Annotated in this window: 18 protein-coding genes; 11 read left to right on the top strand and 7 right to left on the bottom strand. The window is 49.2% G+C overall.

What is annotated here, in order from left to right; translation table 11 throughout:
- The first annotated feature begins 42 nt into the window (after positions 1-42).
- Both JZI27_RS05450 and JZI27_RS05445 read left to right on the top strand, forming a co-directional pair.
- On the top strand, positions 43-966 hold the full coding sequence (locus JZI27_RS05450) for a response regulator (RefSeq protein WP_251244119.1): 924 nt from the start codon (positions 43-45) through the stop codon (positions 964-966).
- A 69-nt stretch (positions 967-1,035) separates the two neighbouring features.
- Positions 1,036-2,091, top strand: a complete 1,056-nt coding sequence (locus JZI27_RS05445; protein WP_251244118.1) for a tetraprenyl-beta-curcumene synthase family protein — start codon at positions 1,036-1,038, stop codon at positions 2,089-2,091.
- Between the two features lie 10 nt (positions 2,092-2,101).
- Here the strand turns inward: JZI27_RS05445 and JZI27_RS05440 are convergent, their stop codons facing one another.
- The gene (locus JZI27_RS05440) at positions 2,102-2,275 is read right to left on the bottom strand and encodes a DUF5325 family protein (RefSeq protein ID WP_183185008.1); all 174 of its coding nucleotides are present in this window, start codon (positions 2,273-2,275) and stop codon (positions 2,102-2,104) included.
- 118 nt (positions 2,276-2,393) lie between these two features.
- On the opposite strand from JZI27_RS05440, the gene JZI27_RS05435 reads away from it, so the two are divergent.
- Both JZI27_RS05435 and JZI27_RS05430 read left to right on the top strand, forming a co-directional pair.
- Positions 2,394-3,014, top strand: a complete 621-nt coding sequence (locus tag JZI27_RS05435) for a PilZ domain-containing protein (RefSeq protein WP_280206994.1) — start codon at positions 2,394-2,396, stop codon at positions 3,012-3,014.
- A 145-nt stretch (positions 3,015-3,159) separates the two neighbouring features.
- Positions 3,160-3,432, top strand: a complete 273-nt coding sequence (locus JZI27_RS05430) for a PQQ-dependent sugar dehydrogenase (RefSeq protein ID WP_280206993.1) — start codon at positions 3,160-3,162, stop codon at positions 3,430-3,432.
- A 17-nt stretch (positions 3,433-3,449) separates the two neighbouring features.
- On the opposite strand, the gene JZI27_RS05425 is transcribed toward JZI27_RS05430, so the two are convergent.
- Positions 3,450-4,589 carry a winged helix-turn-helix domain-containing protein gene (locus JZI27_RS05425; RefSeq protein WP_122909170.1) on the bottom strand — a complete coding sequence of 380 codons (1,140 nt, stop codon included), beginning with the start codon at positions 4,587-4,589 and terminating at the stop codon, positions 3,450-3,452.
- A gap of 3 nt (positions 4,590-4,592) precedes the next feature.
- Positions 4,593-6,317, bottom strand: coding sequence for a sigma-54 interaction domain-containing protein (locus JZI27_RS05420; RefSeq protein ID WP_251244114.1), 1,725 nt, complete (start codon positions 6,315-6,317; stop codon positions 4,593-4,595).
- A 218-nt stretch (positions 6,318-6,535) separates the two neighbouring features.
- Here JZI27_RS05420 and JZI27_RS05415 point away from each other — a divergent pair, with 218 nt between their 5' ends.
- The 5 genes from JZI27_RS05415 to JZI27_RS05395 all read left to right on the top strand — a co-directional run bounded on the left by JZI27_RS05415 (position 6,536) and on the right by JZI27_RS05395 (position 11,844).
- Positions 6,536-7,456, top strand: coding sequence for a proline dehydrogenase family protein (locus JZI27_RS05415; RefSeq protein WP_122909172.1), 921 nt, complete (start codon positions 6,536-6,538; stop codon positions 7,454-7,456).
- Positions 7,457-7,631: 175 nt separating this feature from the next.
- Positions 7,632-8,963: a branched-chain amino acid transport system II carrier protein gene (brnQ, locus tag JZI27_RS05410; RefSeq protein WP_280206992.1), complete on the top strand. Its 1,332-nt coding sequence runs from the start codon at positions 7,632-7,634 to the stop codon at positions 8,961-8,963.
- 276 nt (positions 8,964-9,239) lie between these two features.
- Positions 9,240-9,935, top strand: coding sequence for a response regulator transcription factor (locus JZI27_RS05405; protein WP_122909174.1), 696 nt, complete (start codon positions 9,240-9,242; stop codon positions 9,933-9,935).
- Positions 9,935-11,380, top strand: coding sequence for a sensor histidine kinase (locus JZI27_RS05400; protein WP_280206991.1), 1,446 nt, complete (start codon positions 9,935-9,937; stop codon positions 11,378-11,380). Before JZI27_RS05405 ends, JZI27_RS05400 begins: the two co-directional genes overlap by 1 nt.
- A gap of 149 nt (positions 11,381-11,529) precedes the next feature.
- On the top strand, positions 11,530-11,844 hold the full coding sequence (locus JZI27_RS05395) for a hypothetical protein (protein WP_280206990.1): 315 nt from the start codon (positions 11,530-11,532) through the stop codon (positions 11,842-11,844).
- 156 nt (positions 11,845-12,000) lie between these two features.
- Here the strand turns inward: JZI27_RS05395 and JZI27_RS05390 are convergent, their stop codons facing one another.
- The 3 genes from JZI27_RS05390 to JZI27_RS05380 all read right to left on the bottom strand — a co-directional run bounded on the left by JZI27_RS05390 (position 12,001) and on the right by JZI27_RS05380 (position 13,758).
- Entirely contained in the window at positions 12,001-12,912 is a 912-nt protein-coding gene (locus tag JZI27_RS05390; protein WP_280206989.1) for a DMT family transporter, read from the bottom strand.
- A gap of 127 nt (positions 12,913-13,039) precedes the next feature.
- Positions 13,040-13,570: a GNAT family N-acetyltransferase gene (locus JZI27_RS05385; protein ID WP_280206988.1), complete on the bottom strand. Its 531-nt coding sequence runs from the start codon at positions 13,568-13,570 to the stop codon at positions 13,040-13,042.
- Positions 13,567-13,758, bottom strand: coding sequence for a DinB family protein (locus JZI27_RS05380; RefSeq protein WP_245996815.1), 192 nt, complete (start codon positions 13,756-13,758; stop codon positions 13,567-13,569). The genes JZI27_RS05385 and JZI27_RS05380 overlap by 4 nt, the downstream gene beginning before the upstream one ends.
- A gap of 170 nt (positions 13,759-13,928) precedes the next feature.
- On the opposite strand from JZI27_RS05380, the gene JZI27_RS05375 reads away from it, so the two are divergent.
- Positions 13,929-14,336, top strand: a complete 408-nt coding sequence (locus tag JZI27_RS05375; protein WP_122909180.1) for an acyl-CoA thioesterase — start codon at positions 13,929-13,931, stop codon at positions 14,334-14,336.
- Positions 14,337-14,404: 68 nt separating this feature from the next.
- Complete coding sequence (locus JZI27_RS05370) at positions 14,405-15,115, top strand: HAD family hydrolase (RefSeq protein WP_122909181.1); 711 nt, start codon at positions 14,405-14,407, stop codon at positions 15,113-15,115.
- 134 nt (positions 15,116-15,249) lie between these two features.
- On the opposite strand, the gene JZI27_RS05365 is transcribed toward JZI27_RS05370, so the two are convergent.
- Complete coding sequence (locus tag JZI27_RS05365) at positions 15,250-16,131, bottom strand: YitT family protein (protein WP_122909182.1); 882 nt, start codon at positions 16,129-16,131, stop codon at positions 15,250-15,252.
- Positions 16,132-16,189 lie beyond the last annotated feature (58 nt).

Genomic DNA, 16,189 nt, shown 5'->3' with positions numbered 1-16,189 from the left:
CATAGCGGGGACGCTTTTCACAGAAAAAAGGGTGAAGAATACATGCGTTTTTTCATTGTTGACGACGATCCGGCCATCCGATCCATGTTGGCACAGATCATTGAGGATGCAGACCTCGGAGTCATTTGCGGGGAAGCGGAAGATGGCATGAACATTGATCTTGATTTTTTGGAATGGAAACGAGTCGATATCCTGCTCATCGATTTGCTGATGCCCAAGCGGGACGGCATCGAGACGGTCCGCGAGCTGCGTGGCTTTAACGGCAAGATGGTCATGATCTCGCAGATTGAAACCAAGGAAATGATCGCTGAAGCGTATTCGTACGGCATCGAATACTATGTGACCAAGCCGATCAATCGGCTGGAGGTCATCAGTGTTTTGCAAAAAGTGAAGGAACGCCTGCTTCTGGAACAGTCTATTGAGGGAATCCAGCGCTCGCTTCAGGTATTGTCCGGACATACTCCTGCACAAGCGAGTAAAAAAGACGCGGAATCAGAATCCAATCTCTTGTCTTCGACCAAGTTTTTGCTGACGGAGCTGGGCATGATCAGTGAGAACGGAAGCAAGGATTTGTTGGCGATCATGGATTCCTTGCATCAGTGGGAAAAAGAGAACGCGGGAGACAACCGATTTCCATCCATGAAGGAGATTTTTATCCGTGTTGCTACATTAAAGCTGAATACGACGGATGAATCCCAGATCAACAAAGAGGTCAAGGCAGCGGAGCAGCGTGTGCGCAGAGCCATCTATCAGGCACTGACGCATCTGGCTTCACTGGGACTTACCGATTACAACAACCCCAAATTCGAAACCTACGCGGCTACCTTCTTTGATTTTGTTGAAGTGCGAAAGCGCATGATGGAGCTGGAGAGCAAAACCGATTCAACCATTTCTACAGCCCGTATCAATACAAAAAAGTTCCTCTTCGTGCTGTATTTCGAATCCAAAAGTCGCATCGGATTATAGGGGATGTATTTTGGAGCTGGGCAACAAATGTGGTAAGATAACACTATTGTTGTGAAGGGAGGGATGTTCGTGAGCGAACTGCGTAATCCGTGGCAGCTGCTATACCGGGTTTATCGTTATGTACAGCCTGTATTGGAACGGGAGTTTGCCGCCTGGTATAAGCGGGCCGAGTCGATTCCCAACCCTGAATTGAGAAAACAGGCATTGGACAGCATGAACACGAAAAAATTCCACTGCCAAGGTGGCTGTGTATATGCGGCACAAGTGATTTCTCACGTCGAGACGATCGTACCGCTGATCGTGGCTTATCAAACCATCAGTGATTATCTTGACAACCTGTGTGATCGCAGCACCTCGCTGGACCCGGTAGACTTCCGACAGCTGCATGTGTCCATGCAGGATGCACTGACACCAGGAGCGCCATTGCGCAATTACTATCAATACCGGGAAGAGCAGGATGACGGTGGATATTTGGCAAGTCTGGTCCAGACCTGTCAACATTACGCGGCGCAAATTCCTGCCTATGACAAGATTCAGCCTCGCGTACTGGAGTTTTCTGTCCTTTACAGCGACCTTCAGGTGTACAAGCATATTCATCCAGCATTGCGGGAGAACGAACTGCTGGCCTGGTGGGACACACATAAGGAACAGCGTGCGAATCTGCATTGGCAGGAGTTTGCGGCTGTAACAGGTTCGACGATCGGCATCTTTGCTTTGTTTTGTCTGGCTACAGATTCGGACCTCGGACAGGAGCAGGTCGACGAGGTCAGCAAGGCATACTTCCCTTGGCTCTGCGGCTTGCACATCCTCCTTGACTACTTGATCGATTTGGAAGAAGATCGACTAGGTGGGGATCTCAATTTCGTCTCTTACTACGAATCGGAGGAAGAGGCGACTGAGCGCTTGCAGTATTTCATCAAACAAGCAAAGACAAGCGTCAGACGCTTGCCGAATCCTGCATTTCACCGTATGATCGTAGACGGATTAGTTGCCTTTTATCTCGCTGATCGCAAAGTGAATCGTACACAGCCGCGCATTTACACGATTGCTAGACAACTTTTGAAGCAGGCGAAGGGGCTGCCCGCTGTGCTTTTTTATGTGAACAGCCTTTTGGTCCGTCGTTAGGCAGCAATGGCTAGCGCATGTGCTTGCGCTTGTACGAAAAGCCGAATCCCATCAACGCGAAGGCAACGACAAAGCAGCCGATAATACCAAGGATGCTTTTTTCTCCAATGGATATGCCAACTCCGATGAGACAGGCGGTTACGCTTAGGGCTAACGCGAGTGTAACCAGTTGATAACGATTCATCGGTCAGTAACCTCCTATCTGTCAATGCTATCATTATACCTTATTTTCCGTGAAAAACATCCCAGTAAGATTCCGGAAAACCCCGGTACATTATAGAGTGAATTGGTGGAGACCTTAGATGGAAAGCATGATACAAATTAAAAGAGGAAATCACACGATAGAAGGTATCGTTACTTATGAAGAAGGTGACTTGGTAGAGGTCCTTTTTTCCTGTGAGGTGGAAGTAACGGTAGGTGATCAGCTAAGATGCTTGCTTACTGCTGACTATGAGACGATCTCAACCTTTGATGCCGTGGTAGTAGCCAAGGACAAGCGCAAGCTCTTTTTGTTTCACTCCCCTACGGCTACGGAGTTTCGGGAGCAGCGTCGCCGCTATCCGAGATTTGACATGAAGCTAAAAGGTTGGCTCCAGTATCGGACACAGGAGCCGATCTCCTTGTTATCGCTGAATAACCAGATGGTGGATCTGGTGAACCTGAGCCTGGGGGGACTGGCTTTGCGCACAGACCGAGAAATACCGGATGATCAACCGATTTACTTTTCGGCAGAACTCTACGGCCGCAACCGCCCGGATGGCCTAATCAAGGCGGAGCTGAGCATCATCCATGAGCGTTTCGTCGCACCTTACCGGCTATACGGCTGTACGATAAAAGGGATCAATGCCCGTCATTTTCACAACTTGCGCAAATACATCCTGTACCGGCAATTAGAAGAACGTCGGAGGATTCAGATGGAATAAACTCGCGGTCACTCCCATTCTCTTGGCATGGGGGTGTTTTTGTAACTATACAAGGAAAGGGAGTCGTCTATGAAAGCAAAGTGGTTTACATTGGCGCTCGTACTGGTAGTCAGTCTGTTTGTCATGGCGTGTGAAGAGAGGAGTGTTGGTCCGGTACAAACAGCAAGGTCCCTGGGCGGGGCAGCTATTGATTGCCAATCTGCGCGGGGATCAAATGCTGCGCATCCAGCTTGACCCGCAGCAGCCAGATCGGGTGCTGCAGACATCAACTTTATTCCATGATGAATACGGACGAATTCGCGATGTGCTGGAAGCGGAAGATGGATCGATTTACTTCATGACGAACAATCGGGATGGTCGGGGGAGGCCGCGTGCTTCGGACGATCAAATCATCCGACTCATCCCCCGGTTCCCTTAGACTTGTGAAAGGGTCCCTCAGACCGAGTTGGAGAACAGCTCGGTTATTTCTTTGCGCAGAGCCTCGAATTGATACTCCTGTGCCAGCTCACGCCATTTGACTTCGTATTTGCGCTGCCATTCGAGGTCATGGATGAGATTCTGATAAAAGAAGAGAATATTTCGCACGGCATAGATGAGATGAGGGACAAAACGTGTGGCTAAAATCACCTCTATGGCTTCGTCCACGACTTGACGGGCTTCGCTTTGTCTGTTCCGCAGATACAGGCAAAACCCTCGCAATAGTGTAAAGGTCCCCAATTCCCGTTGCATGGGCACTTCCTGAAGGCGCTCCATTGCTTGCTCTACGATTGCTTCCACGGAATCCAGCCGACCTGTCAGAAGATCAAGCGAACATTGCTGGGATTGGAAAAAGAGGATAAAGCTTTTCGAATTGATGGTCTCCAGGAGCGGATAGGATGCTTCCAGCTGATTTTTCGCACGCTCGTATTCCCCATTCTGGGCAAGGAGACCAATCGATGCAATCTGCAGCTCGAGCCGAAAAGAATCTGGCATTTTCGGCAGGTAGGGCTGGATTTTTTCCAGGATTTCCATACTTGGTTGTGGATCAGCCTGGACCATGTAGTATACGTGGAAGAGATAAAACAGTTTTTCAGGCAAAGGAAAGGGATGTCGAACAAACCAGGAAAAATCACCGCGTACAAATGGAAGATAGACCTCATAGTACGGATCCAGCTGAAAACCAAGGACATCCTGATGGGAGGCAAGGGTATGCATGGCGGCTCCCATCCCCATCCCGTGATACGTTTCAAGCATACTGCGCACATTTTTCGAGAAATCCTGGTTGAAGGTAGCCGGCTTTGGCAAGTGATTGATCTTCCAATGCAAGCGATAACCGACACCTCGAACCGTCTCAATGGTGAACAAGTGCGACCATTTGGTCAGCTTTCGGCGCAGCCTATAGATGTGATCATCTACGGTCCGATCTGTCGGCTCCTCCATTGCCCACACGCGATCAAGCAGTTCATCCCGGGAAAACGTGCGGTTCTTCCAATTGTACAAGTAGTGCAGCAGTGCGTATTCCTTGGGAAGCAGTGATATGGTCTGGTCAGCGTAGCGGACTTGAAAGGTATCGTCGAACCACTCGATCAACTCCATTGGCTACGCCTCCCCATCCAGCTGGTATTTCCTCAATTTGTTGTATAAGGTGCCTCGCGAAATTCCCAACAGGTCAGCAGCCGCTTTTTTGTTTCCATAGGTTCTTTCCAGCGCAGCCTGGATCCGCTCTCTTTCACTGTCAGGAGATGTGTAGCCATAGGCGGATCGGGACGTGTATGGCTGTACTGCTCCACCTGTAGATCCACCAGCATTCCCAGCAAAAGCAGGCAGCTTGCGTTGGCCAAGAGCATGATCCGATTGAAAACGGACGACGGTCGGAAGGTGATCCGGCAGAATGACTCCATTTTCCTGTAAAATAGAAAGGCGCTCGATCACATTGCGCAGCTGACGAATGTTGCCAGGCCACTGGTAATCGATCAAGGCTTGCATCACATCCGAGGTGATGCGAGGGACAGGCTGTTCCTGGGCGATGGAGTACTCCTGCAAAAAGAGCTGCACCAGCTCGGGCAGATCTTCCCGACGCTCGCGTAGTGGCGGGATTTCCAGCGAAAAGACATTCAGGCGATAGTACAGATCTTCACGGAATTGGCCCTCAGCCATCATTTGCTCCAGCTGTCTGTTGGTGGCGGCAATGATCCGGGTATTGACGGTAATCGGCTCGGTACCACCCACGCGATAAAACTGCTTTTCCTGAAGCGCGCGCAACAGCTTCACTTGCAGCTCTAACGGAAGCTCCCCAATCTCATCGAGAAACAGTGTTCCTCCATGTGCCAGCTCCAATTTGCCTGGCTTTCCTTTCTTCTCTGCTCCTGTAAATGCTCCGCTGTGATAACCGAACAGCTCGCTCTCAAACAAAGCACCAGGGATCGCCCCGCAGTTGATAGCAATAAAAGGCTTTTCCCGACGTCGGCTCGCTTGATGAATGGCCTTGGCGAACAGCTCCTTGCCTACACCGCTTTCACCGTAAATCAGTACGGTAGCGTCAGTCTGAGCGACTTTTTGAGCAGAGTGAATGGCAGACTGGATAGAAGCCGAATGCCCCTTGATCGAATAAAAAGGATCGTCTGACCCGTGAACGCGATTCATCTCCTGCTGCAGGTTGTGCAGGTGTGCGGTCGTGTGAGCCAGCTCTTCGTTCAATCGCACGAGCTCGGTAATGTCCTGCTCAATGGAAATCGCACCGATGATGGCTCCGTTCCGTACAATCGGTGCGGCGTTGATCAGGACATGGCTGTCCGGACGCGGGATGTGGTAGACCCGGTGGACAGAGGTTCCGTGGCGCAGGGCGTCGAGAAGGCGAATCGACTCGCTGGAGAAATGCTCAGCTAACGAAATGCCGACTACCTTTTCCCGATCAATCTCATAAATCGCTTCAGCAGAGCGGTTCCAGTACTGTACGATGTTTTCCGTATCCACGACGGTAATGGCCTCACTCATGGTGTCCAGCAAGGTGCCAAGGAGCGCAGATTGGTGCTGCGTTACGTTAAAAAAGCAGGTGATCAGATCATGCGGATGGATGATGCCTGTTGGCTGGTACTGATCATCGACAGTGACAAATGGCATCCAGGTCTGCGTATGCGCAGACTGACAAAGCTCTTGCATGATTTGTCCCAGAGTGGAGGACTCCTGTATGACCGATACTTCAACCTGCTCCGACCCTTGACTCCATACACCTGTTTTTTCTTGAGGGCGTATGCTGACATCAGTGGGGGCGATTGGCGATGCAAGCGTTTTGACAACACTATCCAGCGAGAATAACGGTTTCAAATCATCACTTCCTATCCACACTATAAAGAAGAAATCCGTCTTGCTGAAAATCTTATTTATTAATCAAAAGTGTACAGGAATGGACGCGTAATGTACACATGTGTATATAGCGATTGTCAAAAAAGACAGGAAACGGCCTATACTTTCCGTGTCAAGTTTTGGCACGCTTCATGCTAATCCTAATGGCATAGAGTACCGTTGAAGGGGAGACATCCGCGATGGAGCAAGCAATGAAGAACTTTTTTCTGTATTTATCCAATAATAAAACCTTAAATGCTGCCGCAAAGAAATGGGGACTTCGTTTTGGAGCAAGTCGCTTCGTATCCGGGGAAACCATCAGCGAAGCCATTCAAGCTGTCCGTCAGTTGAACGAACAAGGCTTGGTTTGCACGCTGGATCATTTGGGTGAATTTGTTTTTAGCGTGGAAGAGGCGAATGAGTCCGCGGACTACTGCATCAAGACGCTCGAAGCGATCCATCAGTCCGGGGTCGATTGCAACCTGTCGCTCAAGATGACTTCTTTAGGACTGGATATCAGTCGGGACCTGTGCATGAACAACATGCGCCGCATTTTAGATGTAGCCAAGAAGAACGGAAACATTTTTGTGCGGATCGACATGGAGGATTATGCGCATAACCAGGTGACCATGGATATTTTGGATGAGCTCCTGCAGGACTATGATAATGTAGGAACGGTTATTCAAGCCTATTTGTATAAGGCAGCGGACGATATCGAAAAGCTGAAGGACAAGAAAGTGAACTTCCGCTTGGTAAAAGGGGCGTACAAGGAATCTCCGGAGGTGGCCTATCCAAACAAGCCGGATGTAGACGAGAACTATAAGAAAATCATCAAGCAGCATCTGCTCAATGGCGGATATGCTGCGGTGGCGACACATGATGATGCGATTATCGATTACGTGAAAAAGCTGGTTCAGGAACATAATATCCCGCGAACACAGTTCGAATTTCAGATGCTGTACGGAATCCGTACCCAATCACAAATTGATTTGGCGAAGGAAGGCTACAAAATGCGGGTCTATGTCCCGTACGGCAACGACTGGTATGGATACTTCATGCGTCGTCTGGCGGAAAGTCCTGCGAACGTAAAGTTTGTTCTGAAGGGCATGTTCACGAAATAAAAAATGAGGAAAATAAGCAGCACCCTCGGACGTGTTTCTGAGGGTGCTTTGAGTTTTTTGGGGGAAAACGAGAGATACTAACAAAAGTCCTTCCAAGAATCAAAGGTTGATTATTGTTATTAATTTTAGTTATACTATTAAAAATTTTAATAATTACAAACATAGAGGAGACATCATGAGAGAACTATCAAAGAGAGAGACGCTTACTGTGGGGTTAATGCTGTTCGCCCTGTTCTTTGGAGCGGGGAATATGATCTTTCCGCCTGCACTGGGTCAAGCAGCTGGAACGAGTTATTGGTTCGCCATTTTGGGATTTATTATAACCGGGGTGGGCTTGCCGCTGTTAGGGGTTATCGCTGTCGGTTTGGGTGGCGGTAATTTGCAGACGCTTGCTGGCAGGGTACATCCGGTGTTTGCTATTATTTTTACTTTTGTCGTGTATCTGGCGATCGGTCCATTAATGGCTATTCCGCGGACGGGAACCGTAACGTATGAGATGGGGGTTCTGCCTTTCTTGTCTGATGGATGGAAGGCGAGCTGGGTACCCTTGTTTGTCACCACCATTGTCTTCTTTGCCATCACCTATTGGCTATCACTGAATCCGTCCAAGCTCGTGGATCGGATCGGTAAAATATTGACACCTGCTTTGCTGATCATTATCGCAATCATGTTTATCGGAGCAATGGTCAATCCTATGGGAGAAATGGGAACGCCAACCGGGGCATACCTTGAATCTTCTCCGTTTGTCAAAGGATTTTTGGAAGGCTACCTGACGCTTGATGCATTGGCCGCTTTGGTATTCGGGATTGTCGTTACAGCTTCCGTAGAAGCTCGTGGCATCACGGACAAGAAAAGTCTTACAGTCTCTACGATCAAGGCAGCGGTGATCGCAGCGATCGGTTTGGGACTCGTCTACCTGGCTCTCGGCTACATGGGAGCGACAAGCTTTTCACTTGGCCAATCCGACAATGGCGGGCAGATTCTGACTGCCGTCGTACAGCAGCTATTTGGCTCGTTAGGAAATATAGTACTTGGCTTAGCCGTTACATTGGCTTGTCTCACGACCTCAGTCGGCCTGGTTACGGCCTGTGGACGATTTTTCTCCGAACAAATACCGGGGATTTCTTACAGCACCATGATTTTGATCCTCAGTGTGTTTAGTACTGCGGTAGCCAATGTCGGACTGACCCAGTTGATTGCCATCTCTGTCCCAGTATTAATGGGGATCTACCCGATTGCGATCGTGCTGATGCTGATTTCCTTCCTGCATAACTTCTTCCGTGGCTATCGCTCGGTATACGTGGGAGCCATTCTGTTTACGGCGGCAGTCAGCTTGGTCGATGGCGCTTCGATGATGGGTGCACCCGTCGCAAGCATCACGTTGTTTTTCGGAAAGTATCTTCCTTTGTACAGTCAAGGTGTGGGCTGGATTGTACCAGCACTCGTAGGAAGCTTGCTCGGTTTTGTATGGGGTCTTGTACGCGGGCCGCGCAGTCAAGTGGCATAAGATAATACGATTCTATAAAAAGCAAAGGCTTGAGTGATCAGCCTTTGCTTTTTTATTTTCCAGCTAGTACCATACCTCTAGGACTTCAAACCGTCCACAAGGATGACCATCTATGATAACATAGAAAAGTTAGAAACATGGTTTTCTGGCAAGTGACCATGTACAATGAACAATCGCTGTCTAAAATCTTCACGAACGAAAAGCTGCGAAAAACGCATTGCTTTCGCTAACGAAGCGGCGAAGAGCCTTGTTTTTCGAAAAAGGAGGTTGTGGACTGTGAGTCAAACCAAAGTATTAGTCATAGATGACGATCCCAATGTATGTGAAATCATACGTTTGTACTTTATCAAGCAACAAATCGACCTGGTCGTTGCCCACAACGGCATGCAAGGAATCGAGATGGTGGAATTGGAAAATCCGGATGTGATCGTCCTTGATGTGATGATGCCGGAGATGGACGGTTTTGAGACCTGTCGGGAAATCCGCAAAAAGTGGGATACGCCCATCATAATGCTGACGGCAAAGGACGAAGAGTTCGATCGCGTGCTAGGTCTGGAGCTGGGTGCTGACGACTATGTTACAAAGCCGTTCAGCCCCCGCGAGCTGGTAGCGCGCATACGTGCTATATTGCGGCGTTTGCAGCCGAAAGCAAAAGTAGAGGAAGACACGACTTCCGTTCTGACCTTTGATCAATTAACCATCGATCTAGACAAGCGAGAAGTGGTGGCAGCCGGAGAGAAGATCAGCTTCCGCCCCAAAGAGTTTGATCTGCTCGTTCAGATGGCCAAATCACCCGGCAATGTCCTCTCACGGGAGCAATTGCTCGAACAGGTATGGGGTTTTGACTATTTTGGCGATGTTCGCACGATTGATGTGCATATTAAAAAAATCCGACAGCGGTTGGAAAAGCTCCCTTATGAATGCATTCACACCGTTTGGGGAATCGGTTATAAATTCGGGGTGGAAGACTGATGCTAGGGATGTCAAAAAGCATCTTCCGTCGCCTGTTGTACAGCTTTCTGGCAACCGTATTACTTGGATTGGGCATCTCGGGCATTCTGATTTCCATGTCGGCAAGAGAATATTTTTACGATGCAAAAAAAGAAGAATTGCTGCGCATGGCCAAAAATGTGAATGCGGCGATTCTGGAGCGGCCTCGTGTGGACAAGAAGCTGCTGGACATTTTGGCGGAAAAGGACCTGACGTATGATACGCGCATCTGGCTGTTCAATCAGGAAGGAAAAATTGTAGCCACCTCGATGAAGGATGAGGTGTTCACAGGGAAATCCGTAGCTGTCTCGATTGCCGATAATGTGCTGCAAGGGAAAAATGCCGTCACGGAGCTGCAAATCGAAGGATTGGACGATCCGATGCTCTCTGTATCGATTCCTTGGGGTGAGGGAGAAAAGGTGTACGGGGGCATTATCCTGCACGCTCCGATCGAAGGAATTGAACGCACGATTGCGCAAATGCGTGAGACGATCCTGTGGGCAACCCTCTTTGGCGTATTGTTGTCGACTGCGATGGTTTCCTATTTGTCCTGGTCGATCTCAAGGCCGCTTCGGACCATTGAGCGAACTGCAACCGAGATCGGAAGAGGCAATTATGCGGAGCGGGTACAGGTCAATACCTCAGATGAGATCAATGATTTGGCGCAGACGATCAATACGATGGCAGAGAAGCTGGAGAAGGTCGAGCAGGAGCGACATCATTTGGAGCAGGTGAGAAATGATTTTCTCGCCAATGTATCCCATGAATTGCGCACGCCTTTGACAGCGATTCAAGGCTTTTTGGAAGCCTTGCAGGACGGGTTGGTCGAGGAGGAGGAAGCGCGGCAGAAGTACTATGCGGTGATGTATTCAGAGACGATGCAAGTCAATCGTCTGGTCGATGATCTGATGGATCTGATGAAGCTGGAAAACAATGAGGTGACACTCGCCAAGTTCCCGGTAGATGTCAGCGATTTGTTGAATAAAATTGCGTTCTCCTTTCATCCGGAGGCCGAAGAAAAGGGCATTTCTCTGGAGGTCGATGTACAGGGGGAATTGCCGAAAATCTACGCTGACCGCGATCGAGTGGCACAAATACTGAAGAACCTGGTGAAGAACGCCCTGAAGTTCACTGAAGAAGGCGAGATTCGCTTGTCTGCGGTAGCAGAGGAGCAGTGGGTCCGGATTCAGGTGACGGACACAGGGGTGGGAATCTCCTCCGATGATTTGCACCGGATCTGGGAGCGATTTTTTAAAGTAGATCGTGGACGCTCCAAGAAAAACAAGGGAACGGGATTGGGACTGGCAATCGTCAAGGAACTGGTGGAGCTGCATGACGGAAAGTGCAGTGTTCACAGTGTACCAGGGGAAGGAAGCACATTTACCGTATGGCTGCCTAACGTAGCCGTCTATCGGCAAGCGACCTAGACATTGTCAGTCGGGATGGTCATACTTTTTTCATATTTTAATCATGCTTTTTTCCAATTTCGCTCACAGAATGGTTAACTTTACCCTTTACTCTATAGATGTGACGGTGAGACGGTCACTATGCTAAAGAATGAAAGGGGTAAATAAAGATGAATAAAAAATGGTTTTCACTCGCAGCTGTTGCGTTGTTGTTGTCTGGTAGCTTGGTAGCTTGCTCTAGCGGAGAAACTCCAGAACCAGCTACTCAAGATGGTGTAAATTCCGAAGCTCCTGCTTCTACTGAAGCTCCTGCTGATGCTTCCACTGAGGCTCCTGCTGACGCTTCTACTGAAGCTCCTGCTGATGCTTCTACTGAAGCTCCTGCTGATGCTTCTACTGAGGCACCTGCCGATGCCTCTACTGAAGCACCTGCTGACGCTTCCACTGAAACACCAGCACCAGCAGCTGAAACAACTAATCCGTAACTAGTCCATTACGGCGTAGTCAAGATTGTTCGTTTGTACTCCTCTACTTCCCTCCCGGGTTCACATATAACTGAGCTGTCCCATTGTAAGCGTGGGACAGCTCTTTTTTTCTAAAATGGGAAAAGCTGCCCCGAACAAGCCGAGGCAGCTGCTGAATTAAGAATGCTTTTCTTGCTTTGTTTTTGCCTGCTGCAGATTAGAGAGCATTACTCCTAAAAAGATAAAACAGGCACCGATAAAAAATCCAACGCCAAGATGCTCACCGAGTAATAGCCAGCCAAGGAATGCTCCGACGATTGGCTGGACAAAGAAAAAACCAGCTCCACTTCCAGCATTCATCATTTCAAAGCCTTTGTTCCACAGATAAAAAGCACCTGCTGTGGAAATGATCCCGATGTAGAGAACACCCATCCAGGTTTGCCAGCTCCACGTCCAGGAAACGGGAGTGACGGAGAGCTCCCAGAGCATGAGCGGGCTGGAAAAGATCAATCCGAACAATGCAGCGTAGGTGGTGACGGCCAGAGATGAGTAGCGCTGTGTCGCCTTTTTGCTGAGCACTGTATACAGCCCCCAGCTGAGAGCCGCAACGAGCAGGATGACGTTCCCGATCATCGAGGTTTCCGTATCAGCTTCACTCGGTACACCAATGACGATCAGCACCCCGAGCGTTGCGAGCAGAATACCCGCTGTCTGCTGCCAATGTATCCGTTCCTTTAAGAGCCAGACAGCAAAAATGGCGATAAAGGCAGGGGAAGCCGAGGTGATCAACGCACCCATATGGGCAGTAGAAAGCTTGGTCCCCAGAAACTGTGCAGCAATCGAGATGGTCACCCCCACAAAAGCAATGGCCATAAGCAGCGGATATTCTTTTTTGGGGATGTATTCCTTGCGTGCGACCACGAATGCACCTAACACAACGAGGGCAATCCCGAAGCGTAGAATTAACAAGGTGAAAGGCGGAATGACTTCAAGCACCACTTTGCTTACCACGTACACGCCACCCCAAATAGCGGCAGCCAAAGTAAGGCAAATGGCTCCAAACAATTGGTTCTTCCATTGGTTATTCATCTGATAAGGCCCCTCCCGGAATAGTGATACAAGCTTATTCCGTTAGCCGGGGGGACAGTCGTCGTAACCTTCCCTCGCCGGCTAGGAGAGGTTGGGTACATCACATTCGAATCGTGGAGCACGCATGTTATTCACCCCCTGGAATAGACTTCTGGAGCCATTTGGCCACCAAGATTACCGGCTTCACGAGAAGACCTACCGGGCCGCTCACTTGCCGATACTGTTCGTAGCCCAACCTGCCCCAAAAAAGGAGCGCTGGTTCATTTTCGGCGATGGCGCCATGATGAATCTGGGTGCAGCCGTTATCCCGACAGTAGGCTTCCACAATATTGACGGTTTCTCTGCCCAAGCCTTGGCGCTGATAGTCAGAATGAAGCAGAAGCAGACTGATCCAGCTCTTGGGGTCTGTCGGAGTCGAAAGCACCAAGTGCATGACGCCAATCCGTTTGTTCTCCCCTATGATTTGGAGCCAGACGCCGCTGGGAATCGATACGGTCGAATCGAATTCACGCTCCAGGTCTGCCAGTGAATAGGCAGCAGTTCCGTTTCTCAACGTATTGTAGGCGGTGTTGCTGGTGAAAACGTCCAAGGCATGAGGCAGATCGGCGCGAGTCAACTCCTGGATCACAAGCCGTTTTCCTGATAGACACAAGCTCACAGATTTCCTCCGTATTTGCGAATCAACCCAATCTGGCCACTGTGGTAGCCCATGTGAAAGGTCAGCCTGCCCAATGCCTGACGAGGGGTCAGCTTGCCGATTGGCGCTTCACAGGGAATATCCCAATCCGCCTCAGGCAGGGAAGATAGCGTTTGCAGCAGATGCTCATAGGATTGGTCCTTAAACACGCCAGGTGCCAATTTCCAGGAAAGCTGGTGTTCTTTGCAGGTACAGGTTTATTCTTATTATAAGGGAAAGCAACCAGATAAGCAGTCGTAGAAATGCTAAAATTGCGAATGAACATTCACTCAGTCAGGGTTAAGCAGTATACTAGGGAGAAAGACAAGGAGTGATGGAGATGGAGCATCGGTTTAATCTTACTGTGCGTTCAACCGACATTGACGTGATCGGACATGTAAACAACGCCAAGTACCTGGAGTATATGGAATGGGCCAGGTTTGACTGGATCTGGAAGCAGGGGTTTACACTGGATGAACTGAGACGGCTGGGAATCATGCCGGTGGTAGTCAACATCTCGATCAACTACAGAAAAGAGCTGCGGATGCTGGAAGAAGTGCAGGTCAGAACCACCGTTGTCAAAATAGGCACCAAAAGCTTTGTGATCCGGCATGAGCTGTATAATCAACAAGAAGAGCTGGTAGCGGATGGAGATGTCACGATGGTGATGATCGATGCAAAGACGCGTCGTTCGATTGCCTTGCCTGACGAGCTAACGGTCTCGCTTCAGGAGAATTTGATAAAATAGGATAAGGAAAGAAAAGGGTCCGGGATTGGGCCCTTTATCCATTCTGCACGATAAAAGGAGAGAGGACATTGCAGACATTCAGCACGATTCTATTTGACTTGGATGACACGTTGTTTCACTTTGGAGCTTGCTGGGAGAAAGGCATGCAGTACACGATCCGAACCCATTCGCTAACAGCTGATCTGGATGAGAATGCGGTGCTGGAAGCTTTGCGACGTCACGGGGACCAGCTTTGGATCGATGTCATTGCCAGAAAGTACGACTTCACCCAATATCGCCAGCTTCGACTGCAGCGAGCGTTGGCGGATTTCCAGCGATCCATCGAGCTCGAGGAGGCCGATGATTTTCAACACATGTATGCACAGGCATGTATGGATGCAGTAGAGCCTCATGCAGTGGTGCAGCAGGCGGTGGATCAGCTGGCCAGTCGATTCAGACTGGGGATTGTCACCAACGGACCGGCCGATATGGCGTTCATCAAGCTGAGTCGTTTGGGCTTGTCTGCGTACTTCCCCGATGAGCGGGTTTTCCTCTCCGAGCGAATCGGTTATCACAAGCCTGATTTACGCATCTTTCAAACGGTTTTGAAGCATTTGGACCTAAAGCCAGAAGAGGTGCTTTTCGTCGGAGACAACTGGGAAGCCGATGTTGCCGGGCCGATCGAAGCCGGCATGTCTGCGGTATGGATCAATCCGAATGGTTTGACGGCTGAGACTCATCATCGACCGTTGGCGGTTATCAAGCGTGTGGAGGAGTTGCTGGATGTAGTAGCGGAGTAGAGGGGGCTAAAAAAGAAAAAAGCCTCCCGCGCAAGCGATGCTATTTACGACTGTATCGGAAAACGATTGAAAAATGACTTTCCGATACAGCAGTAATAACCTTCGCTAAACGGGTCAGCTTCTTGGATCCCCTATTAGTGGATGGCACTCTTTTTAAACTGTCCACCTCTGACATCGTGAATGTTGCCGACAGCCAAAAAGGCAGATGGGTCGAGTTCCTCCACGATCAATTTCAGCTTGGCTTCCTCCAAGCGAGTAATGATGCAAAAGACAACTTTTTTATCCTCGCCCGAGTACCCGCCTTCCCCCTTCAGATAGGTGATGCCTCGGCCCAGACGAGCTACGATCGCGTCGCCAACCTCTTTGTAATTGTCGCTAATGATCCAGACAGACTTGGATTCCTGAAAGCCCTCGATGGTCAAATCAATCATTTTGAAGGCGATATAGTAGGCGATGAGCGAGTACATAGCATGGTTCCAGCCGAACACAAATCCGGCGCTGCTCAGGATGAAGACATTCATGAACATGACGATTTCGCCGACAGAGAATGGTGATTTTTTGTTCATAAGCACAGCGACGATTTCTGTGCCGTCGAGCGAACCTCCGTAACGCAGAACAAGACCGACACCGATACCCAGAATAATTCCGCCAAAGACCGCAGCAAGAAGTGGATCGTCCGTTAAGCTAGAGACAGGGTGGAGAAGCGAGGTGCCAATCGACATGACGGTTACACCAAACAAAGTGGAAATAGCAAAGGTTTTGCCCATATGCTTATAACCGATGAAGAGGAAAGGGAGGTTTAAAATGAATAAGAAGATTCCTAATTTTACTCCGGTTAAATGCGAAGCAATAATCGAGATGCCGACAATTCCACCATCAATAATCTGATTTGGAACCAAAAAAATTTCCAATGCGACCGAAACCAACACAGCTCCGATAAAGATGAAAAATGCACGTCTTAACAGCTTTGATATCGATAATTTTTGATGATTGGCTTTACTGGCTGATTGATCCATCGGTATCCTCCCAATATCTGAATTGCTTGAATTACTTCTATTATATCACCTCAATTGA

Source organism: Brevibacillus sp. AY1 (assembly GCF_029870785.1).
GTDB classification, from domain to species: Bacteria; Bacillota; Bacilli; order Brevibacillales; family Brevibacillaceae; genus Brevibacillus; species Brevibacillus invocatus.
This window is presented reverse-complemented; position numbering and strand designations above follow the sequence as displayed.

Bases quoted from the DNA above. Each gene is read 5' to 3' on its own strand.
- JZI27_RS05450 (WP_251244119.1), top strand. From the start codon at position 43: ATGCGTTTTTTCATTGTTGACGACGATCCGGCCATCCGATCCATGTTG.
- JZI27_RS05440 (WP_183185008.1), bottom strand. From the start codon at position 2,275: ATGAATCGTTATCAACTGGTTACACTCGCGTTAGCCCTAAGCGTAACC.
- JZI27_RS05435 (WP_280206994.1), top strand. From the start codon at position 2,394: ATGGAAAGCATGATACAAATTAAAAGAGGAAATCACACGATAGAAGGT.
- JZI27_RS05425 (WP_122909170.1), bottom strand. From the start codon at position 4,589: ATGGAGTTGATCGAGTGGTTCGACGATACCTTTCAAGTCCGCTACGCT.
- JZI27_RS05415 (WP_122909172.1), top strand. From the start codon at position 6,536: ATGGAGCAAGCAATGAAGAACTTTTTTCTGTATTTATCCAATAATAAA.
- brnQ (WP_280206992.1), top strand. From the start codon at position 7,632: ATGAGAGAACTATCAAAGAGAGAGACGCTTACTGTGGGGTTAATGCTG.
- JZI27_RS05400 (WP_280206991.1), top strand. From the start codon at position 9,935: ATGCTAGGGATGTCAAAAAGCATCTTCCGTCGCCTGTTGTACAGCTTT.
- JZI27_RS05395 (WP_280206990.1), top strand. From the start codon at position 11,530: ATGAATAAAAAATGGTTTTCACTCGCAGCTGTTGCGTTGTTGTTGTCT.
- JZI27_RS05390 (WP_280206989.1), bottom strand. From the start codon at position 12,912: ATGAATAACCAATGGAAGAACCAATTGTTTGGAGCCATTTGCCTTACT.
- JZI27_RS05375 (WP_122909180.1), top strand. From the start codon at position 13,929: ATGGAGCATCGGTTTAATCTTACTGTGCGTTCAACCGACATTGACGTG.
- JZI27_RS05365 (WP_122909182.1), bottom strand. From the start codon at position 16,131: ATGGATCAATCAGCCAGTAAAGCCAATCATCAAAAATTATCGATATCA.